This window comes from Leucobacter sp. NPDC058333, assembly GCF_042726155.1.
In the GTDB taxonomy this organism is placed as follows: Bacteria; Actinomycetota; Actinomycetes; order Actinomycetales; family Microbacteriaceae; genus Leucobacter.
Genome location: NZ_JBHXHV010000003.1, coordinates 424,181 through 446,242 on the forward strand (window position 1 = coordinate 424,181; position 22,062 = coordinate 446,242).

The 22,062-nt window shown below is 66.3% G+C and carries 20 protein-coding genes; 3 read left to right on the top strand and 17 right to left on the bottom strand.

Translation table 11 applies throughout. The annotated features are described in order from the left end of the window. Positions 1-44 precede the first annotated feature (44 nt). The 7 genes from pyrF to pyrR are packed head-to-tail and all read right to left on the bottom strand — an operon-like array spanning position 45 to position 9,022. Positions 45-959 (bottom strand): orotidine-5'-phosphate decarboxylase, encoded by a 915-nt coding sequence (gene pyrF / locus ACFWHR_RS12485; RefSeq protein WP_382448622.1) that lies wholly within the window; start codon positions 957-959, stop codon positions 45-47. Beyond that, positions 956-4,246, bottom strand: coding sequence for a carbamoyl-phosphate synthase large subunit (gene carB, locus ACFWHR_RS12490; protein WP_382448623.1), 3,291 nt, complete (start codon positions 4,244-4,246; stop codon positions 956-958). Before carB ends, pyrF begins: the two co-directional genes overlap by 4 nt. 4 nt (positions 4,247-4,250) lie before the next feature. Continuing rightward, a complete protein-coding gene (gene carA / locus ACFWHR_RS12495) occupies positions 4,251-5,456 on the bottom strand; it encodes a glutamine-hydrolyzing carbamoyl-phosphate synthase small subunit (protein ID WP_382448716.1) in 1,206 nt (401 codons plus the stop codon). A gap of 35 nt (positions 5,457-5,491) precedes the next feature. Next, on the bottom strand, positions 5,492-6,034 hold the full coding sequence (locus tag ACFWHR_RS12500; protein WP_382448624.1) for a hypothetical protein: 543 nt from the start codon (positions 6,032-6,034) through the stop codon (positions 5,492-5,494). Next, positions 6,031-7,431: a dihydroorotase gene (locus ACFWHR_RS12505; RefSeq protein WP_382448625.1), complete on the bottom strand. Its 1,401-nt coding sequence runs from the start codon at positions 7,429-7,431 to the stop codon at positions 6,031-6,033. Before ACFWHR_RS12505 ends, ACFWHR_RS12500 begins: the two co-directional genes overlap by 4 nt. Beyond that, entirely contained in the window at positions 7,428-8,384 is a 957-nt protein-coding gene (locus ACFWHR_RS12510; protein WP_382448626.1) for an aspartate carbamoyltransferase catalytic subunit, read from the bottom strand. Before ACFWHR_RS12510 ends, ACFWHR_RS12505 begins: the two co-directional genes overlap by 4 nt. Then, positions 8,381-9,022 carry a bifunctional pyr operon transcriptional regulator/uracil phosphoribosyltransferase PyrR gene (gene pyrR / locus ACFWHR_RS12515; RefSeq protein ID WP_382448627.1) on the bottom strand — a complete coding sequence of 214 codons (642 nt, stop codon included), beginning with the start codon at positions 9,020-9,022 and terminating at the stop codon, positions 8,381-8,383. The genes ACFWHR_RS12510 and pyrR overlap by 4 nt, the downstream gene beginning before the upstream one ends. A 367-nt stretch (positions 9,023-9,389) precedes the next feature. Here pyrR and ACFWHR_RS12520 point away from each other — a divergent pair, with 367 nt between their 5' ends. After that, positions 9,390-10,232: a DUF559 domain-containing protein gene (locus ACFWHR_RS12520; protein ID WP_382448628.1), complete on the top strand. Its 843-nt coding sequence runs from the start codon at positions 9,390-9,392 to the stop codon at positions 10,230-10,232. A 129-nt stretch (positions 10,233-10,361) separates the two neighbouring features. Here ACFWHR_RS12520 and nusB read toward each other — a convergent pair whose 3' ends face one another. Beyond that, positions 10,362-10,778, bottom strand: a complete 417-nt coding sequence (nusB, locus tag ACFWHR_RS12525) for a transcription antitermination factor NusB (RefSeq protein WP_382448629.1) — start codon at positions 10,776-10,778, stop codon at positions 10,362-10,364. Positions 10,779-10,784: 6 nt separating this feature from the next. Next, positions 10,785-11,345 carry an elongation factor P gene (efp, locus tag ACFWHR_RS12530; RefSeq protein ID WP_382448630.1) on the bottom strand — a complete coding sequence of 187 codons (561 nt, stop codon included), beginning with the start codon at positions 11,343-11,345 and terminating at the stop codon, positions 10,785-10,787. Between the two features lie 130 nt (positions 11,346-11,475). Here efp and ACFWHR_RS12535 point away from each other — a divergent pair, with 130 nt between their 5' ends. Next, the gene (locus ACFWHR_RS12535) at positions 11,476-12,042 is read left to right on the top strand and encodes a thioesterase family protein (protein WP_382448631.1); all 567 of its coding nucleotides are present in this window, start codon (positions 11,476-11,478) and stop codon (positions 12,040-12,042) included. Here ACFWHR_RS12535 and ACFWHR_RS12540 read toward each other — a convergent pair. Next, positions 12,026-12,919 (bottom strand): hypothetical protein, encoded by an 894-nt coding sequence (locus ACFWHR_RS12540; RefSeq protein ID WP_382448632.1) that lies wholly within the window; start codon positions 12,917-12,919, stop codon positions 12,026-12,028. The genes ACFWHR_RS12535 and ACFWHR_RS12540 overlap by 17 nt on opposite strands. Before the next feature lie 69 nt (positions 12,920-12,988). Further along, positions 12,989-14,980 (bottom strand): vWA domain-containing protein, encoded by a 1,992-nt coding sequence (locus ACFWHR_RS12545; protein WP_382448633.1) that lies wholly within the window; start codon positions 14,978-14,980, stop codon positions 12,989-12,991. Positions 14,981-15,047: 67 nt separating this feature from the next. Between ACFWHR_RS12545 and ACFWHR_RS12550 the strand changes: the two genes are divergently transcribed. Beyond that, positions 15,048-16,451, top strand: a complete 1,404-nt coding sequence (locus ACFWHR_RS12550; protein WP_382448634.1) for an AAA family ATPase — start codon at positions 15,048-15,050, stop codon at positions 16,449-16,451. A gap of 35 nt (positions 16,452-16,486) precedes the next feature. Here ACFWHR_RS12550 and aroB read toward each other — a convergent pair whose 3' ends face one another. From aroB to ruvX, 6 genes are read right to left on the bottom strand one after another with little or no spacing between them, the layout of a single operon-like run. Next, on the bottom strand, positions 16,487-17,596 hold the full coding sequence (aroB, locus tag ACFWHR_RS12555) for a 3-dehydroquinate synthase (protein ID WP_382448635.1): 1,110 nt from the start codon (positions 17,594-17,596) through the stop codon (positions 16,487-16,489). Further along, positions 17,593-18,399, bottom strand: coding sequence for a shikimate kinase (locus ACFWHR_RS12560; RefSeq protein ID WP_382448636.1), 807 nt, complete (start codon positions 18,397-18,399; stop codon positions 17,593-17,595). Before ACFWHR_RS12560 ends, aroB begins: the two co-directional genes overlap by 4 nt. Then, on the bottom strand, positions 18,396-19,592 hold the full coding sequence (gene aroC, locus ACFWHR_RS12565) for a chorismate synthase (protein WP_382448637.1): 1,197 nt from the start codon (positions 19,590-19,592) through the stop codon (positions 18,396-18,398). The genes ACFWHR_RS12560 and aroC overlap by 4 nt, the downstream gene beginning before the upstream one ends. A gap of 32 nt (positions 19,593-19,624) precedes the next feature. Next, positions 19,625-20,470: a shikimate dehydrogenase family protein gene (locus ACFWHR_RS12570; RefSeq protein ID WP_382448638.1), complete on the bottom strand. Its 846-nt coding sequence runs from the start codon at positions 20,468-20,470 to the stop codon at positions 19,625-19,627. Further along, on the bottom strand, positions 20,471-21,568 hold the full coding sequence (gene mltG / locus ACFWHR_RS12575; protein ID WP_382448639.1) for an endolytic transglycosylase MltG: 1,098 nt from the start codon (positions 21,566-21,568) through the stop codon (positions 20,471-20,473). Next, a complete protein-coding gene (gene ruvX, locus ACFWHR_RS12580) occupies positions 21,565-22,062 on the bottom strand; it encodes a Holliday junction resolvase RuvX (protein ID WP_382448640.1) in 498 nt (165 codons plus the stop codon). Before ruvX ends, mltG begins: the two co-directional genes overlap by 4 nt.

Consider the following 22,062-nt stretch of genomic DNA (forward strand, 5'->3'; position numbering starts at 1 on the left):
CCCTCGTCGTATCGCAGTGCTTCCGTTCCGCAATGTGTCTTAGCCTAGGCCGCTTTAACGCCCAAAGCGAAGTGAGCCGCTTCCGCGCGCTCGCGAATGCGGTCTGCGAGACCGGTTGGGCCGCCCGTCAAGATGCTTCGCGACTCGTTCGCGAGCAGCGCGTGACCGATACCACCGAAGATGCTCGAGGCATCTTCGAGCCGGGCTCCCTGGTGACCGAAGCCTGGCGCGAGTACCGGCAGGGCAGGCCCCGCAGGGCGCTCGGCGGTGTCGATCTCAAAGGCGCTGAGATCCAGTGTGGCACCCAGCACGACGCCGACCGACCCTACTGGCCCGACAGCCCCCGCAGGCCCGATCTTGGCCGCGCCGCCAGCGCCGCCGGAGCCCGCGTGAGCCGCATTCCACGCCGCGGCATCTTCGACCATCGCTGCTGCGACGGTGCGCCCGTCGGCACGACGCGCCTGCTGTACCTCGATCGCCTCGGGGTTCGAGGTCGCGGCAAGCACGAAAAGTCCCTTACCACTGTGCTCCACGTGGTGCAGCGCGCCCGAGAGCGTGTCGAAGCCCTGGTAGGCAACGACCGTCATTGCGTCAGCTTCAAGCGGCGAACCAGGCGACAGCCAGGCGTCGGCGTACGCTGCGAAACTCGATCCGATGTCCCCACGCTTCACATCGGCGACCACGAGCAACCCCGCCTCGCGCGCATCGGCAAACACCCGCTCGAGTGCCGCAAACCCCGCGGAACCAAAACGCTCGAAGAATGCGATCTGCGGTTTCACGCAGGCGGCGACACCGGCAGCGGCGGCGACCACATCTCGGCCCATCCGCTCAGCACCGGCAGCGTCGTCAGCGACCCCCCAACCCGCGAGAAGCGGGCCGTGCGGGTCAATGCCGGCGCAGAGGTACCGGCCCGCGGCGAACTCCGCCGCGAGCCGGTCTCCAAAGGCCACGTGCGTCATGCGCTCGCGAGCGCCGCGTCGCGGTCGGCCTGGTACTCCTGCAGCGACTTCACATCGAATCCACTGCGCTGAGCCGAGATCGCCCCGACGGCGGCCGAGAGCTCTGAGACGGTCGTGAAGACCGGCTTATCGGCCGCGACCGCAGCCGCACGGATCTCGTACCCGTCAGCGCGTGCCGAGCTGCCCGACGGCGTGTTGATGATCATGTCGATCTCGCCCCGGTTGATCAGGTCGACGATCGTGTCACCGTCGGCGCCCGCGCTGTGCTTGCGCGCAACCTCGGAGGTGATGCCATTGCGAGCGAGCACGACCTGCGTGCCCTGCGTCGCGAGAATACGGTAGCCGAGCTCTTGCAGGCGGAGCGCGGGGAGCACGATCGAGCGCTTGTCGCGGTCTGCGACCGACAGGAATACGGTGCCGCTCTCGGGCAGCTCGCTTCCCGCAGCCGACTGGCTCTTCGCAAATGCCGTCGGGAAGTCCCGGTCCATGCCCATGACCTCACCCGTCGAGCGCATCTCTGGCCCGAGCAGCGAATCAACGACGAGCCCCTCGTGAGTGCGGAAGCGCTTGAACGGCAGCACGGCCTCCTTCACCGCGATCGGCGCGTCGATCGGCGCACGCGAACCGTCGCGCTCGGGCAACAGCCCCGACTCGATGAGCTCGGCAATACTCTCACCCGCCATGATCCGTGATGCGGCCTTCGCCAGCGGGATCCCGAGCGCCTTCGAAACAAACGGCACCGTGCGCGAGGCGCGGGGGTTGGCCTCGAGCACATAGAGCACGCCCTGGCCGATTGCGAACTGGACGTTCAGCAGCCCGCGCACGCCGATGCCCGCAGCGATGCCGAGTGTGGCCTCGCGCACCTGGGCAATCTGGTCGTGCCCGAGGGTGACCGGGGGCAGGGTGCAGCTCGAATCACCCGAGTGCACGCCGGCCTCCTCGATGTGCTCCATCACGCCGCCGACATAGAGCTGTTCGCCGTCGTAGAGGGCGTCGACATCAATCTCGATGGCGTCATCCAAGAAGCGATCGACGAGCAGCGGGTGGCCGGGGCCGACGAGCGCGTGGCCCTCGATGCGACCGAAGTAACCGTGCAGCGACTCCGTGTCGTACACGATCTCCATGCCACGGCCGCCCAGCACGAATGACGGGCGGACCAGTACGGGGTACCCGATCTCCTCGGCGACGCGAATGGCGCCCTCCTCGTCAATTGCGGTGCCGTTGCGCGGCGCAAGCAGACCGGCCTGGTCGAGGATGCGTGAGAATGCCCCGCGCTCCTCGGCGAGGTCAATTGCCTCCGGCGTGGTGCCGAGGATCGGAACACCGGCGTCCTTGAGCGGCTGCGCGAGCCCGAGCGCCGTTTGGCCGCCCAGCTGCACCACCACGCCGAGCAGCTCACCCGACGCCTGCTCAGCGTAGATGACCTCGAGCACGTCTTCGAGCGTCAGCGGCTCGAAGTACAGGCGATCCGACGTGTCGTAGTCGGTGGAGACCGTCTCGGGATTGCAGTTGATCATGATCGTCTCGTAGCCGGCATCTGAGAGGGCGAACGAGGCGTGCACGCACGAGTAGTCAAACTCCACGCCTTGTCCGATGCGGTTCGGGCCGGAGCCGAGAATGACGACCTTCTTGCGGTCGCTCGCGATGACCTCGGTCTCGAAGTCGTACGACGAGTAGTGGTAGGGCGTGAGCGCCGGGAACTCGCCCGCACAGGTGTCGACCGTCTTGTAGACCGGGCGCAGGCCCAGACCGTGACGGAGGCCTCGGATCTCAGACTCTGAAACACCGCGAATCGCGGCGATCTGTACGTCGGAGAAGCCGTGGTCCTTTGCCTCGCGCAGCACGTCGAGCGATAGCTGCGGCGCGCGCTTCACAGTCTCAGCAACCTCATTGATGAGCTGAATCTGATCGAGGAACCACGGGTCGATCGACGTCGACTCGAAGACCTGCTCGATCGTCGCGCCGAGCCGCAGCGCCTGCTGCACGTCGACGATGCGGCCGTCGGTCGGGCGCTTGATGGTCTCGAGAATTTCGGCGACCGGGCGCTGCTCGTCGCCCCAGTGGAACGACGAGCCGCGCTTCTCAAGCGAGCGCAGCGACTTCTGAAGTGCGGTGGTGAAGTTACGACCGATGGCCATCGCCTCGCCGACCGACTTCATGGTGGTGGTGAGCGTGTCGTCAGCGGCCGGGAACTTCTCGAACGCGAAGCGCGGAGTCTTCACGACCACGTAGTCGATCGACGGTTCGAAGCTCGCCGGCGTCTTCTGCGTGATGTCGTTCGGGATCTCGTCGAGACGGTATCCCAGCGCAAGCTTTGCCGCGATCTTCGCGATCGGGAAGCCAGTGGCCTTCGACGCGAGCGCGGACGAGCGCGAGACGCGCGGATTCATTTCGATGACGATGATGCGCCCGGTGGCCGGGTCGACCGCGTACTGAATGTTGCAGCCGCCGGTGTCGACCCCAACGCGACGAATAATGTCGATGCCGATGTCGCGGAGCTTCTGGTACTCACGATCGGTGAGCGTCAGCGCGGGAGCGACGGTGATCGAGTCTCCGGTGTGCACGCCAACTGCGTCGACGTTCTCGATGGAGCAGACAACGACCGTGTTATCGGCTGTGTCGCGCATGAGCTCAAGCTCATACTCCTTCCAACCGAGAATCGATTCTTCGAGCAGCACCTCGGTTGTCGGGCTGTAGTGCAGGCCGTCACCGGCGATGCGAACTAGATCCTCCTCGTTGTAGGCGAAGCCCGAGCCGAGGCCGCCCATCGTGAAGGAGGGGCGCACGACGAGCGGGTAGCCGAGATCCTTCGCGAATTCCTTCGCTTCTTCGAGCGTGTGCGCGATGTGCGAGCGCGCAACCTCCGCGCCCGACTCGATCACCAGGTTCTTGAAGATCTGGCGATCCTCACCGCGCTGAATTGCCTCGACCTTCGCGCCGATGAGCTCGACACCGTGCTTCTCGAGGATGCCGAGGTCGTGCAGCGCGATCGCGGCGTTCAACGCCGTCTGTCCACCGAGAGTCGGCAGAATCGCGTCGGGGCGCTCCTTGATGATGATCGACTCGATAACCTCGGGGGTGATCGGTTCGACGTAGGTCGCGTCGGCGAAATCGGGGTCGGTCATGATCGTCGCCGGGTTGGAGTTCACCAGGATGACGCGGACGCCTTCCTCGCGAAGCACGCGGCACGCCTGGGTGCCCGAGTAGTCGAACTCGCAGGCCTGACCGATGACAATCGGGCCGGAGCCAATGACGAGTACTGAATTGATGTCTGAACGCTTGGGCATCGGGTCAGGCCTCCTGGGCGTGTGCGCCGGTCGAACGGGTGGAGCGGCTTGAAACCAGCTCGCGGAAACGGTTGAAGAGGTAGAACGCGTCGTGCGGACCAGCCGCGGCCTCGGGGTGGTACTGCACCGAGAAAGCAGGAATATCGAGGCACTCAAGGCCCTCAACGACCTGGTCGTTGAGGCTGAAGTGGCTCACCTGCACGCGGCCGAAGCCCTCGGGCGCGTCGATTTCACCCTCGATGGGCGCATCGACAGCGAACCCATGATTCTGCGCGGTGATTTCAACGCGACCGGTGCGCTTGTCGAGCACCGGCTGGTTGATGCCGCGGTGGCCGAACGGCAACTTGTAGGTGCCGAAGCCGAGCGCGCGGCCGAGCAGCTGGTTGCCGAAGCAGATACCGAAGTAGGGCACGCCGTCGCGCAGCAGTTCGCGCAGCACAAGCACCTGGTCGTCGCTCGCGGCCGGGTCGCCCGGGCCGTTTGAGTAGAAGAGCGCGTCTGGCGCAATCGCGCGGATCTCGTCGAGCGGCGTGGATGCGGGCAGCACGACGACGTCAAAGCCGTGCTCAGACAGGTACTGCACGGTCGCACGCTTGATGCCGAGATCGAGCACCGCGATCGAACCGACGCGCTCGGTAGCCTCGGCTGCGGGTACGTCGTACCTTTCAGGCGTGGTCACCAGTTCCGACAGGTTCTTCCCCGCCATTGACTGCTGGGCCTGCACGAGCGCGAGCTGCTCCTCCTCCGAGAGGTCGAAGTCGACGCCAGAGAAGACGCCAGCGCGCATCGCGCCGGCCGAGCGGATGTGGCGCGTAATCGCACGTGTATCCACGCCCGAGATGCCGACGACGCCGTCGTTCACGAGATCTTCGTCGAGCGAGCGCTCGGCGCGGAAGTTGGATACGCGGCGTGCAGGATCCCGAACGATGAAGCCCGCAACCCAGATCTTGCGCGACTCCATATCGGTGTCGTTCGCGCCTGTGTTCCCAATGTGCGGTGCTGTCATGAGCACAATCTGCCCCGCGTACGAGGGGTCAGTCAGTGTCTCCTGGTACCCGGTCATGCCGGTGGAGAACACGACCTCGCCGAGGGTGCGCCCGGTCGCCCCGTATGCGCGGCCCACGTATCGTCGCCCGTCTTCGAGCACCAGCACAGCACTGCCGTTCGGCACTGCTGAGGCCGGGGGCGTGGTGACGCCCTCGGGCGCCACGGCGCCGTTCGCCGCTTCTTCGGTCGTGTTCGTAGTCACGCATCCTCCTGGGTGGTGTGGGAAGTGAAATGGGTCTGGTGATCCGGCGTCGCAGCCGGAAGTATCTGGGTGAGTGCGTCTTCGAAACGCAGCTGTTCTGCGGGTGACGGGAATCTGAAACTTGATTCGATTTCTGAGCCGTCTGCAGCGCGCCACTGCAGCAGCGACAGACCGTCTCGCTCGACCGCCTTGCCGACGCGCCGGCTGGCACTACCTGCTCCGATCAAACGAGCGACCGGCAGGTGCACAGCTGGTTCGCCGGTGACCTCGATCGTCGCGCCGTCGGTGCGAATCGTGAGATCTGCGAACCCCTTAAATCGCAGGCCCGGGATCGACAACCGTTCGAGCGGCGCACCGATCGGAGTCGTCGACACGTAACTCACGCGCTCGAAGCCCGCGACCACCGCGCCGATGAGGGCGTCGCCGTGCTCGGCAAAGCCGCTGTGACGCCGCGCTCGGCTACGCCAGCCGAGCCACATGCCGAGCAGCACCAGCGCGGCGAGCGCGATCATGACGAGCGCGAATACGCCGCGGGTCACCGCGTGGCCCCGAGTGCCGCAGCGTCGCGAGCGGCGGCCGCCACGATATCTGCCGCAACGAGCTCGCCGTCGTCGAGCGTGAGATAGCCGTGCCGCACCGTGTAAGCCACGCGCCCCGGCAGCTCCATCCCGAGGAACGGCGAGTTCACACTCTGCCCGCGCAGATGACCGAGCGAGAACGTGCTCGTGCCGCTGGGGTCGACCAACACGAGGTCAGCTGGTTGCCCCGCGTCGAGCGCCTTCGGGTGCCCCTCGAGGCGGCCGATTTCGGCCGGGCGCTGCGACAGCAGCACTTCGAGCTCTGCCCAACTCGCGTTTCCCGCCTGAATGAGTGTGAGCAGCGCGATCGGCAGCGCAGATTCGAGCCCGACCATTCCGAACGCGGCCGCGTCCCACTCGCAGTCTTTTGCCTCGACCGGGTGCGGCGCGTGATCGGTCGCGACGATGTCGATGACGCCGTCGGCGACCGCCTGGCGCAGCGCGATCACGTCTTCCTCGCGGCGCAGCGGCGGGTTGACCTTGTAGCGCGCGTCGTAGGTCCGCGCGAGTTCCTCGGTGAGAATCAGGTGGTGCGGCGTGACCTCTGCCGTCACCTGCACGCCGCGTGCTTTTGCCCAGCGGATGACCTCGACGGAGCCTGCCGTCGACAGGTGGCAGACGTGCAGCCGCGCGCCGATGTGCTCGGCGAGCAGCACGTCGCGAGCAATGATCGACTCCTCGGCGACCGCCGGCCAGCCCTTCAACCCGAGTTCGCTTGACAGGGCGCCCTCGTTCATCTGGGCGTCCTCGGTGAGCCGCGGATCCTGTGCGTGCTGCGCGACGACGCCGTCAAACGTCTTCACGTACTCGAGCGCACGACGCATCAGAAGTGAATCGTGTACGCATTTGCCGTCGTCGGAGAACACCCGCACGGCGGCGCGCGAGTCAGCCATCGCGCCGATTTCACTCAGCCGCTCCCCCGCGAGATCTTCGGTGACCGCACCGATCGGGCGCACGGTCGCGTACCCGGCCGAATCGCCGAGGGCTTTAACCTGCTCGACAACGCCAGCCGTATCTTGCACGGGAAGCGTGTTCGCCATTGCGAAGACGCTGGTGAAGCCCCCGGCCGCCGCAGCGCGCGTCCCGGTGAGCACCGTTTCCGACTGCTCGAAGCCGGGTTCGCGCAGGTGCGTGTGCAGGTCTACGAGACCCGTCAGTGCTACGAGGCCGTCGGCCTCGATCACGCGTTCACCGTCTCGAGGTTCGAGCCCGCCCACCGCGTGCACTGCGCGGTCGGTGATGACACCGTGTTCGATGCGCAGGTCGACCGGCGCGGCGTCGGTGTGATCCTGACCACGCTCGGTCAGTGCCGCCGCGAGCCTGATACCGCGGATGAGGATCGAGTTCGTGTCAGTCATGCCTGCTCCGTTCGCTCGCCAGAAAGTAGAAGATAGAGGGCCGCCATGCGCACTGAGACACCGTTCGCGACCTGTTCGAGCACCGTCGAGCGCTCAGAGTCTGCGGCTCGCGAAGAAATCTCGAGACCGCGGTTCATGGGGCCGGGGTGCATCACGATTGCGCGATCCGAAAGCGATTCGAGCCGCCGCTCATCGAGACCCCAGATGCGCGCGTACTCACGCTCGTTCGGGAAGAACGCGGCGTGCATCCGCTCACTCTGAATGCGCAGCATCATCACCACATCGGGTCGCTCCTCGCGCAGCGCCGTGTCGAACGAGTGGTGCACCGTCACGGGCCAGTCGCGCGCACCGTAGGGCAGCAGCGTTTCGGGAGCGACGAAGCTGACGTGCGCGCCGAGCGCGTTCAGCAACCAGAGATTCGAGCGGGCGACTCGTGAGTGCGCGACGTCACCGACAATCACGACTGAGACACCGTCGAGGTCGCGGCCCCTGCTCGCGTCGCCGTAGAGCCGTCGACGCATCGTGAACGCGTCGAGCAGCGCCTGAGTGGGGTGCTCGTGCGTGCCGTCACCGGCGTTCAGCACGCCGGCGTCGATCCAGTTGCTCGCGGCGAGTTTCGCCGGGGCTCCAGAAGCTGGGTGGCGGATCACTACGCCGTCGGCGCCGATCGCCTGAAGCGTCTGCGCCGTGTCTTTTAGGGACTCGCCCTTCGAGACCGACGAGCCCTTCGCGCTGAAGTTGATGACGTCGGCGCTGAGTCGCTTCGCCGCGGCCTCGAATGAGATACGCGTGCGGGTCGAGTCCTCGAAGAAGAGATTGACGACTGTCTTGCCGCGCAGCGTGGGGAGTTTCTTAATCTCGCGCTGCTGGGTCGCCGCCATCTCTTCGGCGGTGTCGAGAATCAGGATCGCGTCGTCGCGCGACAGGCTGCGGGTATCGAGCAGGTGCCTCATGCGGTGGGCTCCGTGCTTGCGCCGGGCTCGGTGCTCGCGTTGGGCTCGGTGCTCGCGTTGGTGCGCGTGTCCGCGCTCGCGAGATCTCCTGGGTGCCCGGTTCCGGGCTCGCCCGCGATCGTCACCTCGTCGACGCCGTCGTGTTCTTCCAGCCGCACCGCGATGCGCTCGTGCTTCGCACTCGGCAGATTCTTGCCGATGTAGTCGGCGCGTATCGGCAGCTCGCGATGCCCGCGGTCGATGAGCGCCGCGAGGCGCACCACCTGCGGGCGGCCGTGATCATTCAGCGCATCGAGCGCAGCACGCACCGTGCGGCCCGAGTAGAGCACATCGTCCACGAGTACGACGGTCGCGCCGTCGATGCCTGTGGCCGGCATCTCAGTGGGACGCGGCGCCCGCGTCGGGTGATGCGCAAGGTCATCACGGTACATCGTGACGTCGAGGCTGCCCACGGGAACCTGCACACCCTCGATGCGAGAGATGATGTCACCGATGCGCTTGGCAAGCAGACTGCCGCGGGTCGGAATACCCACGAGAACGAGTCCGTCGACGCCCTTGTTCGCTTCAATGATTTCGTGCGAGATTCGAGTCAGCGCGCGCGAGATCTCAGCACGTTCGAGTACTGTTCGCGTTCCCATAACCGAGCCCCCCTTCCCCGCCTCACGGGACGGAATTTAAAGAAAAGCTTGCAACCGCTCCATCATATCGCATGCGCACGGCGGGCGGCGCGGCGCGTCCGCGCCCGCCCGCGTCCCCGCCCGCCCGCGTCCCCGCCCGCCCGCGTCCCCGCCCGCCCGCGTTCGGCAAGCAATCCGCGTTCCGCAAGCCCAAGCTCGGCAAATCCTGCTTGCCGAACGCAGATCGCTTGCCGAACGCGGCGCTGTCCTCTTCGACTTCGGAGCCACACCGCCGCTCACAACCCGATGTTTTCCCACAACACCGCCCGTTATCCACCGATTGATGCAGCCGCCTCTATGCCTCGCTCATGTCAGCGAAGGTAGATGTATGCCTCCTCCCCAGCGTTCAGTTCGTCCAGCGTTTCCGCCCGCGGGCGTCGCGCGTACCTCAGTGCTGCTGAAGGCCGGGGCCTCGCGACATCAGCTGGATCGGGCCGTGCGTCGTGGAGAGCTGGTGCGGCCCAGAAAGGGGTGGATTGCTCGTATCAACGCCGATCCTGATCTCGTGTTTGCAGCTGCCCACGGCGTCACAATCAGTTGCGTGTCGCAGGCCCGTCGCCTCGGGCTGTGGCTCCCGCAACTCAAGTGCCGACATGCGGCTGTGAGGGTTCCGGGCCGAACAGACGCGGGCAGCACCATGCTGCACTGGCGCACGCCCGTGTTGGAGCGCCCGCCGCACACGCTCGAAGACTCGGTCGAAAATGCCCTCGACCTCGTCGCTCACTGCCTACACTTCGAAGATGCAGTTGCGGTCTGGGACTCTGCTGCGAATCAAGGGCTCGTCAGCGCCCAACAGCTCGCGCGGCTCCCGTTCACAGGTGTCGCGCGTGACGTGCTCACCGCAATGGATAAGTTCGCGGACTCGGGGCTCGAAAGCTACGTTCGTGTTCGCACCAAGTGGCTCCGCGTTCGCTGCGTTCCACAGGCCTGGGTCGCGGGACACCGCGTGGACTTCCTGTTCGGCGAGCGGCTTATCTTGCAGGTCGACGGCGGAACGCACGTCGGCGCGCAGCGCACGAACGACAACGAGCACGATGCGCAACTCCGTTTACTGGGGTTCACCGTGATTCGAGTGGGGTACGCCCAGATCATGAACGACTGGCCAGCGGTTCAGCACTTGCTGATGCAGGCCATCGCACAGGGTTTGCACGTTGCGCGGAGCCAGCGATGAAACGTGGAGGCGCGCGCAACGCAAGCGATCCGCGTTCTGCAATCTGGCCGAGACCAGTTTCAACTTGCAGAACGCGGATCGCTTGCAGAACGCGAACGCGGATCGCTTGCAGAACGCGAACGCGGATCGCTATGCGTCGGCGTGATCCGCGATCTTGCCGAGCACTCCGTTTACGAAGCGGCCGGAGTCGTCAGTGGAATACTCCTTGGCGAGCTCCACGGCCTCGTCGATGGCGACAGCCGCGGGCACCTCCTCGTTGAAGAGGATCTCCCACGAGGCCATGCGCAGGAGCGCACGATCGATGTGCGGCATCCGCTCGAGGGTCCAGCCCTGGGCGTAGCTCATGATGAGATCGTCGATGCGGTCACGGTGGTCCGTGACGCCGTCAACGATTTCGCGGGCGTACAACCAGGAGGCTGCGCGATCGGGTTCGCCGGTGGCGCGCTGCGCCTCGGCGTTGACGATCACGGCGATTGACTCGCCGCGCAGGTCGGCCTGGTAGAGCATGTCGAGGGCGCGCTTGCGCGCCTTAGTACGTGCAGACACCGAGGACTAGTTCACGCGGCCGAGGTACTCACCCGTGCGGGTGTCGACCTTGACCTTCGTGCCGGTCTCGAGGAACAGCGGAACCTGAATCTCGGCGCCGGTCTCGACCGTTGCGGGCTTGGTGCCGCCGGTCGAGCGGTCGCCCTGCAGACCGGGCTCCGTGTAGGTCACTTCGAGTACTACCGAAGTGGGCAGTTCGAGGTAGAGGGGCTCGCCCTCGTGGAGCGCAATCTGCACCTGCAGGTTCTCAAGCATGAACTTCGCGGAGTCACCGACGACGGCGCCCGAAACGGTCAGCTGGTCGTAGTCCGACTGGTCCATGAAGACGAAGTCGGCGCCATCCTGGTACAGGTACTGGTAGTCGCGGCGATCAACGTTAGCGGTCTCGATCTTTGCGCCGGCGTTGTAGGTCTTGTCGATGATCTTGCCCGACACGACGTTCTTCTGCTTCGTGCGAACGAATGCGCCGCCCTTGCCTGGCTTCACGTGCTGAAACTCAACCACGCTCCAGAGCTGACCATTGTCTTTGATGACGGTGCCGTTTTTAATATCGTTCGAGCTGGCCATGCAGGGATTCTCCGGATTCTATAAAGTTCGAGCGCCTGAATACGCGCCGAACCAGCATACACGCCGACCGTTTTGCAGAACCTCTACAACGGCCGGGCGTTCGCGTTGTCGATCCCTCTACACTCTCCCCATGCACATGTTCTTCCGCACGCTCTGGCATCAGCTGTTCGTCGGCCGTAGGGGCTCGAAGCTCGGGTTCGAGGGGGTCTCGCGCTCACGGTTCCGGGTGTGGCCCACCGACCTCGACATTCTGCGCCATATGAACAACGGCAAGTACCTGTCGATCATGGACGTCGCGCGCTTCGATCTGATCCAGCGCAACGGCGTCTGGAAACTCTTTGCACGCGAGGGCTGGTACCCGGTGGTTGTCGGGCAGACAATCTCGTACCGCAAATCGCTCAACCCCTGGAAGCGCTTCTGGATCGAGAGTCGCATCCTCGGCTTCGACGATCAAGCCGTGTACATGGAACAGCGATTCGTGCGCCCAGACGCCGAGCGCCGGCCAGACATTCACGCGCGAGCCATCGTGCGCGCCCGCATCCTGCGCCGCTCGGGTGGCGTCGTGCCGGTTGCCGAGATCATCGCGAAGAGCGGCGCCGACCCTGAAAAATTGATCGTGCCAGAAGAGGTACTCGCCTGGGGTCGCTCGACCAGGCTCCCGTCGACCCGCGACGACGCAATCAGCGTCTGGGAGTAGCTGACGAACTCTCGCCCAAGAGCGGCGTGCGCGCACCCAGGTGCGGCCCCTGATTGCCGATTTCGCGGCACGTGATCCTGATTGCGAGCTCACTCTCGTCGTAGACGTGACGCGCGGCGAGTCGTCCCTCCGCCAGCGCACCGTCGAGCCAGGTGAAACTCGCGGAATCGACCGGCGCGACGCCAGATGCTACCCGCATCAGTTGCAGCATGAGCATCTCCGGCAGTGTCACATGGGGTCCGTGGGCGAACCCCAGTCCAAGGACCGGGGGTCGTTCACCCGCTGGCACCAGACGCAGCGTCCACGCCGCCCCTCCAGAGTTCACCGCCGGCACTCCAGCGGGCGGCGTATCAAGCAGCTTGAACTCGCGCTCGGCCTCAGCTGCGAGCACGAGCGGCGACTCCCCCGATGCGCTGGGCGCCAGTGCCGCAACCGTCTCTGCGGCGCGCACGTACGCGGCCCGCCAGCGTTCCGCTCCCAGCCCAAACGGCGTCGGCACCGCCCACAGCTCCGCATCACGCGCGAGCTCTTGACCGAGCCCCGCCAGATCAGCCCCCGACTCCACAAAGGCTTCCGGTTGCGGCAGCTCCAGGTCAAGCCAGGTACACGCCGCTCGCGCTGCCGCGAAGGAACGCTCAGCCCGTCGCGCCCCCTCCGTATCGGCGACATCGGAGAACGCCGCGTGAGGCATCAGTGCAGCGGCGGCCGCGTCGAGTTTCGCATCGAACGCTTCGTCGCGTCCCGGCGGGGCAAAGCGAGCGGCTGCACCATCGACTTCGGCCGCGAGATCCGGAAACAGCGCACGCACGAGATCAAGTCGTGACGCCTGCCCGACCGACGCCGACCCACTCTGAAACGCCGTGCTTGCCTCTGTCATTTAATTCCAGTCACCTCTCCACGCACGATCTGAACACGCACAACCTGAACGCCCATAATCCGAACACCCTCACGCTAGCCGACGCCCGGGTGAGACCTCTTCGAAATCTTCGACCACGAGTTCATAGAGCACTTCCGGAAGCGTGCGCACGTCCGTGAGCGTGCGACCCAGCGGCGCATAGCGTGCCTCAAGATCGCCCGCGCCGATCCCGATGCCGTGGACGCGCACGCCGGCTCGGTGTAGCCGACGCAGCGCGTGCTCCGCAGAGACCGGGTCGTTCGAGCCACCATCGCTCACCAGGATCACGACGCGGCGCCGCTCAAGACCGTTCTGCTCGTCGACGCCGCGACGCGCGTCGATTCGTCGGCTCTCGCCATCCGCAATTCCCAGCTGCGCCGCGGCCTCCCGCAGCGCGGCGCCATCGTTCGTTGATCCGCGAGGTGACCGCACGGCGCGGTGCACAGCGAGTCGCACCGCATCGTCGAGACCACTCGACAGTGGTTTCACGACCTCGACGGCAGAGTCGAACACGATGAGAGCAGTGCGGATGTCGAGATCGAGCGACGCGCCACCCAGCCGCTCGGCGGCGTCGATGTCGCGCGTCACCCCGGCGAGCGCCTCAGACATGATCAGCATCGCGTCGGCGGCTGCGTCGGCGGCCGGCCCCTGCATCGAGGCGGAGCGGTCAACCAGCAACACATAGTCCGTGCTGCCGGCGCGACGGGTGCGGCGCAGCCGCGTCGCGCGATCCCGAAACGCTCGCGGCCTCGCGACACCGGCCAGCGATTCCGCGACGGCCGCCGCAAGCGAATCGGTCGCGAGCTCAGCACCCTCCGGCAACGGTCTCGGACTCGGCAGGCGGCGTGGAGCCACTCGCTCAGCGACGACCTTCGCCCACACGGCGCGCATGCGCTCGATGGCATCGGCGAGTGCCACCGCTCGGGCACGATAGTCCGCGAGCGAGGCGCTCGCGGCGCCGCCCGCCGCCCCCGGGCCACCGCCATCGGTAAGCGCCGGCGCATCCCCGGGGTTCCCAGCTTCGCGGTCTCGTTGGGGCTGTGCCCCCGGGTCGAGCCGGGTGCCGGAGCCCGGCATGGGGGTCTCGAGCATGGTCTGCACGAACCCCGCCTGTTCTGCGGCGAAGAGATCCGAACCCTCGGCTGTCTCCCGGCCGTCGCCGGCACGAGCCCGTTCGTCGCCCGCGTCGGGGGCATCACTCTCCGCGGAGCCCTCGGGGTCATCGGCGCCTTCTGGATCGTCGTCCCCAGCACCGCCGTCCCCGCCAGTGCCCGCGCCGGGCGCCTCAAGTCCGGTCGGCGGAGCATCTTCGGAGTCATGATCCGGCGGGTCCCCGTCAGCGCCCGGGCCATCGATCCCCCGGTCCAGGGCATCACGCGCTCCGAGCAGATCGTACGTCGGCAGGAGCCACGCTATAGCGCGCTCGTAACGCTGCACCGCCGACCTTTCGGCGCCCGGCGCCATGACACGTCGCATCAGTCCGCTGGCATCCGGCACCTCGCGCTTGGCGTCAAACTTCGATGTCCCGGGCGCTTCCGCGACGAGCTGGTCCCAGGCTTGACGCACCTCGGAGCTGACGCGAAGCTCGTCAGCCTGCCCCACGAGCCCGACGCACAGCACGAGAGCGATCCACTGCAACTGGCGCGGCCAACTCGTCACATCATCGGGAACGCTGCGGTACACCGCAGCCGCGAGCGGTGCGCGCAAGCCGGGCATCGCGGCAAGCACTTCGAGCCCCGACTGCACGCGGTACACCGCGTCGAACAGGGGAACCGCATCTCGGCGCAGTCGCGAGAACGACTGCCGTCGCCTGGCGCGCGGCGCTTCGATGCGCGCGTTTCGCGGCCCCTCCCAGAGGTGCAAAAAGGCAAGCGCGACGGCCTCGTTCTCGCTGTGACCGCGCTCGGCGTACCACCCAAGCCCAACGCGCAGCTCGTCGTCCGTGAACTGCCAGATCGGTTCTTCGGTGACACGCACCCGCACGCCGATGATCGCGCCGACGGCCTCTAACCGACCGGCAGCGACGGAAGCAGCGACCACCATGCACCCAGACTAACCATCGTCTCGCACTCCACTGATACGCACCCGGGCCCGTGGTAGCGTGACGCTCATGCTCCCCCTCGGCTCTGATCCCGTACTCGCCGAGGCCAGCGAGCTGCGAGATGAGTTGCGCCGCGTGCGCCGCGCGCACGCAATCGACGGCGCCGCCGCGCACAGCGACGAGTTAGCCGCGACGCAACGCGCCTTTGACGAGCTCACCACCTCACCCGAACATCGTGACACTCTCGCGCGGGCCCTCGATGAACGCGCAGCGAGTCTTCGCATTGCGGTCACCGCGCGCGCTGCGGAGTCGACCCGCATACGCGCGCTCGCGGCGGCCGAGATCATCGTGTCGCGCGCCGCGCGGGGCGGACGCGAGCTCACCTCCGGCGAACACGAACGCGTGCGGGCGCTCCGGTCGCAGAGCACAGACGACGCGTGGCAGACTGCAATCGATACCACCCAGCGACGCGACACGGTGCTCGAGGCGCTCGGTAGCCTGCGCATTCGCGAATCGCGGAAGCAACTCCGAGAAGGGCTGCTCCAGACAGACCAGATGCGCGGCATCATTGCGGAGGCTGTGCCCGCGTTGCGCCTCGGTGATCCCGTGCTCCTCGTCGGTGAGACTGGTGGCGCGAAAACCGCGCTCGCCGAACACCTGTCCCGCGCTGGGCTCGGGCGTGAGCCCGAACTGGTATCCGGCTACGGCGATATCACCAGCGCCCAGCTGATCGGCACGCACGAACTGCGCGCCGACAAGGGCGCGACCGTTACGGTGTTCACACCGGGTCCGCTGCTCCGCGCGATGACCGAGGGGCGACCCGTGATCCTCGACGAGGTGAACGCGATGCCACCCGAGTTTCTGAAGCGACTCAATCGCATTCTGCAGCTGCGACCCGGCGACGAACTCGCTGTGCAAGAGGATGCCGGGCGCCGCGTGACCATCGCCCAGGGCTTCGCGATCCTCGCGACCGCGAATGAACAGACGCCGCACCGGTACCGCGGTCTTGATCGAATGAGCGCCGAACTCGTCAATCGTTTCGGCGCGAACACGTATCGCGTTCACTACCCCGACGCTGGTTGCGATTACGCGGCATTTCCCGCCGAAAACGGGTTGCTCGCCGTCGCAGCGGTGGCCGATGCCCGCGGTGAACTCCCGGCGCACCTCACGCCCGATCAGCTGATGCGCGCCGCACGAGCGGCATTCATCAGTCAGCAGGTCTTTTCCGGCCAGCACGGCGCGGGGTTCGTTGATTACGTAAGCGCCGAACGGGAGATCGACGGTCGCCCCGGGCTCGAAGAGACGGTGATAGCCCCACGAACGCTCGTCGCGATCCTGCAAAAGGTAGCGGGGAGCGCCGGCGAAATCACGCTCGATCGCGCCCTCACCCGGTTCGTCGAGGGCATCATGCACCGGGAGGACCGACGCGTACTGGCGCTGATTCTCGAGGGTCAGGGGTTCCGGATCGCGTGACCGTCAGTCGAACTCGTGTCCGCCGCAGCGAGCAGCTAGCTCGCGATCTCCTGGTAGGCGAACTGCAGCATCGAGTCGTCGACACCCGCGAGCACGCGCGGCTTGCCGATCTCATCGAGCACAATGAATCGGAGCATACCGGCTCGCGCTTTCTTGTCGCGCTGCATGGCCGCGAGCAGTCCCGGCCACCGGCCGGCCGGATACGACAGCGGCAACGTAAGCGAAGACAGGATTCGCCGGTGCCGATCGACGGCAGCGTCTGAGAGCGCCCCGGCGAGGCGCCCGAGCTCTGCCGCGTAGATCATGCCGATGGAGATCGCGACGCCGTGCCGCCACTGGTACCGCTCGGCGTGCTCGATGGCGTGCCCCAGCGTATGACCGTAGTTCAGGATCTCACGGAGACCGCCCTCCCGGAAGTCTTCCGATACGACACGCGCCTTGACCCCGATCGAAAGCTCGACCACGCGCTGAAATTCGGGAGTCGCGGGATCGGTCGCGCGATCAACATCGCGCTCAAGAATGTCGAGGATCTCGGGTTCGGCGATGAAGCCGCACTTCGCGACTTCAGCGAAGCCAGCAAGAATCTCGTTACGCGGAAGTGTCGCCAGCAGGTCCATGTCGCAGATCACAGCCGCCGGAGCGTAGAAGCTGCCGACGAGGTTCTTGCCCTCGGTCGTGTTGATTCCAGTCTTGCCGCCGACCGATGCATCTACCATGCCGAGCACCGTCGTTGGGATTTGCACCAGGCGAACGCCCCGCAGCCACGTCGCCGCGACGAAACCCGCGAGGTCGGTGACGGCGCCGCCCCCGAGTCCGATGATTGCATCGGTGCGGGTGAAGTCGGACTGGCCGAGAATTTGCCAGCAGAACGCCGCGACCTCGACCCGTTTGGCCGACTCAGCATCGGGTACCTCGGCGAGCAGCACCTGGGTGTAGCGCTCCTGGAGTGCGTCACGCAGGTCATTTGCGATCTTGCCGACCGTCGGCGTGTGCACAATGAGCACCTTCGCGACGCGGTCGCCGAGTGCGTCGGGTACCCGATCCAGAATGCCCCGGCCCACCGTCACCGTGTAGGAGGTCTCCCCCGACACCGTGATCTCGGTGACGTCTGCGGGCTCGCTGGCCGCGCTCGCGGTTTCAGTCATGACTCCTCCTTCTCACCGCGCTGAGCGGTGTTGCGCTGCTGGCGTCCACCCGCGCGGGCCCACTGGGCGACGCGGCGAACGAGTTGTTCTTGACTCGCACGGTCAGTGCGGTAGGTGACGTCGGCGACGGCGTCGTAGAGCGGGCGGCGCTCTTTCAAAATGCGCCCCCACGCTTCAGGATCGTCGCGCAACAGTGGACGACGCGCGATGTTCGCCGTGCGCAGCACCGCCTCCTGCGTCGTCATCAGGAGCACAACAGGGTGATGCTGCAGAAGCTTGCGGGTCTGTTCGCTCAGCACCGCGCCGCCGCCGAGCGCAACAATGCGGCAACCCTCGACAGCGAGCTCTTCCGCGATGACCTCGGCTTCGACGCGCCGAAACTCGGCCTCGCCGTGGGTCGTGAAGAACTCGGTAATCACGCCGTGCCGGCGCACGATCACGGCGTCGGTGTCGACGAACGGCACACCGAGCTCACGCGCTACGCGCTTGCCCAGGCTCGTCTTGCCCGCGGCCATTGGGCCAACAAACACTATGGCGCGATCCGGTAACTTGGCGCCGGGCCGTCGACGCCGCCGGCGGCGGTTGCGCGAGCGCGCGGCAGACACCGCTGGAGCACCGTCACCGGAATCGCCAGGAGCCGCTGGTACGCTCCCGCGTGTCGAGCTTCCTTTTGCGGCTTTCGCCGCCTTCGCGGCCTCGGCTTCCGCTGCCGAAATCACCTGCAACGGGCTCGTCGGCGGGGAGGGCTTGGGCTTCAGCGCGGGCGGCCCGACGTCGCGGGCGGCCCGGCGATCTCCGCTCACGATTCGATGACGGTCGACAGGCGCTCCGGGATAGCCGACACAAACGCCTCGAGATTGCGACGCGTCTCCGCGACACTGTCGCCGCCGAACTTCTCGGCGACGGCATCAGCGAGCACGAGCGCGGTCATGGCCTCGGCCACGACACCGGCTGCCGGTACCGCGGTCACGTCGCTGCGCTGGTGGTGCGCCTTTGATGCTTCGCCCGTAGCGACATCAACCGTGGGCAGCGCGTGCGGCACGGTAGCGATCGGCTTCATGCCAGCGCGCACGCGCAGCACCTGCCCGGTCGTCATGCCGCCCTCGATGCCGCCGGCACGGATCGTCTCTCGCGCGATGCGCCCGTCTTCGATGTGCAGCTTGTCGTGCGCGGCCGAGCCACGACGGCGAGTCGTTTCGAAGCCGTCACCAACTTCGACGCCCTTGATTGCTTGGATGCCCATGAGCGCACCAGCGAGGCGGGAATCGAGGCGCCTGTCCCAGTGCACGTACGATCCGAGCCCGGGCGGCAAACCGTACGCGAGCACCTCGACAATGCCGCCGAGCGTATCGCCCGACTTCTTCGTGTCGTCGACCTCAGCCACCATCCGAGCGCTGGTCTCGGCGTCGAAACAACGCAGAGGGTCAGCGTCAAGCGCGGCGACGTCTTCGGGGCGCGGCAATGGAGCACCGCCCGGCACAGCCACCTCGCCCATTGAAATGGTGTGGCTCACCAGCCGAATGCCCAGCTCGGCGAGAAACGCGCGCGCGACGGCACCGAGTGCCACCCTCGCCGCGGTCTCGCGGGCGCTTGCGCGCTCGAGCACCGGCCGCGCCTCGTCAAAGCCGTACTTCTGCATCCCGGCAAGGTCGGCGTGTCCGGGGCGCGGCCGCGTGAGCGGAGCACCGCGTCCGCGTGACTTTTCCGACAGCTCGGTCGCCTCGGCCGACATCACCTCGGTCCACTTGGGCCACTCCGTGTTGCCGATTCGGATGGCGACGGGGCCGCCGATCGATACGCCCTGCAGCACGCCGCCCGAGATGTGCAGTTCGTCTTGCTCGAACTTCATTCGAGATCCGCGACCATAACCCAGTTTGCGACGCGCGAGATCCTCACGGATCCCGTCGAGCGAAATGGGCACCCCAGCGGGCAGCCCTTCAAGGACGGCGATCAGTTCAGGGCCGTGAGATTCTCCGGCGGTCAGCCAACGCAGCATACCTGCTATCTTCCCACACCCGAGCGACCACGTCAGACGGCCGCGCGCATCGCTTCGAGCACCGCTTCTTCTTTTACGAGCGGAAGGCCGGGATCGCCCGAGGTGAATACCCGCACCTGCACGAGCGCCTGCGCCACAAGCATGTCGGTTCCGGGCACCGCGAGACCGCCCGCCGCCCGCCACCGTGCTGCCAGCGGTGACGGCCACGGATCATAGGCAGCATCGAACAGCGGTGTCGCCGTGATTGATTCGGGGAGCGTCGTAGTCGCGGCCGCCGGGCCCGGCAGCGTCGAGATGACGAGCGTCGGGCGCTCGACCGCGTCCCAGCCCTCACTCGCGGCGCCGAGGTACTCCACGCGCATCGGCGCGCTGGCGTGCGCGGCAGTCGTGCCGCTGAAACGATCAACGAGTCGCGCTGCCGCTGCGACATTGCGCGCCAGAATGTAGACGCGCTCAGCACCCAGATCGCGCGCAGCAAGAATCGCAGAGACTGCGGTTGCGCCCGACCCGAGCACCACTGTCACCCGTGCATCGAGTGCCGCACCACGCACCGCCGCGGCCAGGCCCGCGACATCGGTGTTCGCGCCGAACCACCCGCCGCCGTCGAGGCGAAGCAGCGTATTCGCCACTCCGCTCTCGACTGCAACCGGGTCGAGCGCCGCCGCGATGCGATGCGCTTCGACCTTGAGTGGCATCGTGACGGAAAATCCCCGCCACTCCGGTCCGCGCCCCGCGATGAAGGCTGCCAGACCGGGTTCACCGCAGCGCACCGCGGTATATCTCCAATCCAGTCCGAGCACACGGTACGCGGCCGCGTGAATGCGCGGCGAGCGCGAGTGGGCGATCGGCGAACCGAGCACCGCGAGGCAGGTGGGCACCTAGCAGCCCTTGTTGGGGTTCGCGGAACACCACTCGTTGAGCTGAGCGATCGCGGCCTCGTGCTCCTCCTGCGTGGTCGAGAACACCGACTCCCCCGTATCGAGGTTCACCGCGACGAAGTAGATCCATTCTCCCGCCGGCGGATTCAACACCGCAGAAATTGCGTCTCGACCCGGGTTTGCGATCGGCCCCTTCGGGAGACCCTTGTGCACATAGGTATTCCACGGGTTATCGTCGGCAAGGGCCTCGTCGGTCGACCACACGCTGCCGTCGGCGTGCTGCCCGTATCCGTACTGCGCAGTGGAGTCCATTTGCAGCAGCATGTCTTTCGCGATTCGGTTATCGATCACGCGCGCGACCTTCGGGAAGTCCTCGACGCGGCCGCCCTCACGCTGCACGATCGATGCCTTGGTCAGCACCTCTTCGCGCGACTCCGGAGCAACGCCGAGCTCGTCGAGTACCTGAATCTGCGTGTCTACGAGCTTCTTGACCGCCTCGGCACCGGTGGTCGTCTCTTCAAACTCGTAGGTCGCCGGGAACAGCCAGCCTTCGACGCTGTCGACACCCTCGGGGAGGCCGAGCGATTTGACGTCCTTGGCGGCGGCTTCCAGTTCCTTGAGCGGGATATCCGCTCCGGCTGACACGAGCTCGAGCGTCTGCTCGACCGTCTTGCCCTCAGGAATCATCGCGGTAAATGCCATACGGTTCGCCGGATCTTGCAGCGCGTCGAGTGCCGCCTGTGAGCTCATCTGCGACTTCATCCGATACGACCCTGGCTGAAACGCCACTTCAGTATCCTGTGCGAGCAACAGATCATAGAAGGCCTCTGAGGTCTTCACCACGCCGGCCTCTTTCAGGGACGCGGCAACGTCTTCACCGATCTCGCCCTCCGTGATGACGACAACAACTTCGCCCTTACCCGAGCCTTCGTAGTCGTTTGAGGTCCAACCCATCGCGTCTGAGATACCCGCGCCGAAATGCGACCACAGGTACGCACCGGCCCCCACGAGCCCGCCGAGCAGCAATACCGTCACCAGCAACGAGATCAGCACCCGCCTTCCGGTGCGTCTTTTTTCCGTACGCGATCGTGCGTTCATTCCGTGGCCTCCTCGGTCGCGGGCGTGTCTATGTTCGCTGGAATGCCGGGCGCCTCACCCCTCGCGCGTTCGATATCAAGGGCGTGCTGCAGAATCACCACCGCGGCAGCCTGGTCGATAATCGACCGGCTCTGCTTCGTCTTCTTGCCCGCTTGACGCAATTGCCCCTGCGCCGACACCGTAGAGAGCCGCTCGTCTACCAGACGCACGGTCACGTTGTCGGCTGCGAGCCGCGCCGCGAGTCGGTCTGCGAACTCTGCCGCGTCGTCCGTCGAGAGCGTGCGCTCGCCGCGCATGTTCAACGGGAGACCGACGACGGCCTCAAATGCGCCGAGCTCGGCAACGATTTCGGCGATCCTGCCCAGATCAGCGATGCCGTCTGCCGCTCGCGCCACGGTTTCAACCGGGGTCGCGAGCATTCCGTGCGGATCGCTTCGTGCGATGCCGATGCGGGCTTTACCCACATCGACACCTATTCGCACGCCGGTCCGCAC

Excerpts from the sequence above, each read along its gene's own strand:
- efp (WP_382448630.1), bottom strand. The coding sequence starts at position 11,345 with ATGGCCAGCTCGAACGATATTAAAAACGGCACCGTCATCAAAGACAAT.
- ACFWHR_RS12545 (WP_382448633.1), bottom strand. The coding sequence starts at position 14,980 with ATGGTGGTCGCTGCTTCCGTCGCTGCCGGTCGGTTAGAGGCCGTCGGC.
- ACFWHR_RS12550 (WP_382448634.1), top strand. The coding sequence starts at position 15,048 with ATGCTCCCCCTCGGCTCTGATCCCGTACTCGCCGAGGCCAGCGAGCTG.
- ACFWHR_RS12540 (WP_382448632.1), bottom strand. The coding sequence starts at position 12,919 with ATGACAGAGGCAAGCACGGCGTTTCAGAGTGGGTCGGCGTCGGTCGGG.
- aroC (WP_382448637.1), bottom strand. The coding sequence starts at position 19,592 with ATGCTGCGTTGGCTGACCGCCGGAGAATCTCACGGCCCTGAACTGATC.
- ACFWHR_RS12510 (WP_382448626.1), bottom strand. The coding sequence starts at position 8,384 with ATGAGGCACCTGCTCGATACCCGCAGCCTGTCGCGCGACGACGCGATC.
- aroB (WP_382448635.1), bottom strand. The coding sequence starts at position 17,596 with ATGACTGAAACCGCGAGCGCGGCCAGCGAGCCCGCAGACGTCACCGAG.
- pyrF (WP_382448622.1), bottom strand. The coding sequence starts at position 959 with ATGACGCACGTGGCCTTTGGAGACCGGCTCGCGGCGGAGTTCGCCGCG.
- ACFWHR_RS12505 (WP_382448625.1), bottom strand. The coding sequence starts at position 7,431 with ATGACTGACACGAACTCGATCCTCATCCGCGGTATCAGGCTCGCGGCG.
- ACFWHR_RS12535 (WP_382448631.1), top strand. The coding sequence starts at position 11,476 with ATGCACATGTTCTTCCGCACGCTCTGGCATCAGCTGTTCGTCGGCCGT.
- mltG (WP_382448639.1), bottom strand. The coding sequence starts at position 21,568 with ATGAACGCACGATCGCGTACGGAAAAAAGACGCACCGGAAGGCGGGTG.
- pyrR (WP_382448627.1), bottom strand. The coding sequence starts at position 9,022 with ATGGGAACGCGAACAGTACTCGAACGTGCTGAGATCTCGCGCGCGCTG.
- carB (WP_382448623.1), bottom strand. The coding sequence starts at position 4,246 with ATGCCCAAGCGTTCAGACATCAATTCAGTACTCGTCATTGGCTCCGGC.
- ACFWHR_RS12520 (WP_382448628.1), top strand. The coding sequence starts at position 9,390 with ATGCCTCCTCCCCAGCGTTCAGTTCGTCCAGCGTTTCCGCCCGCGGGC.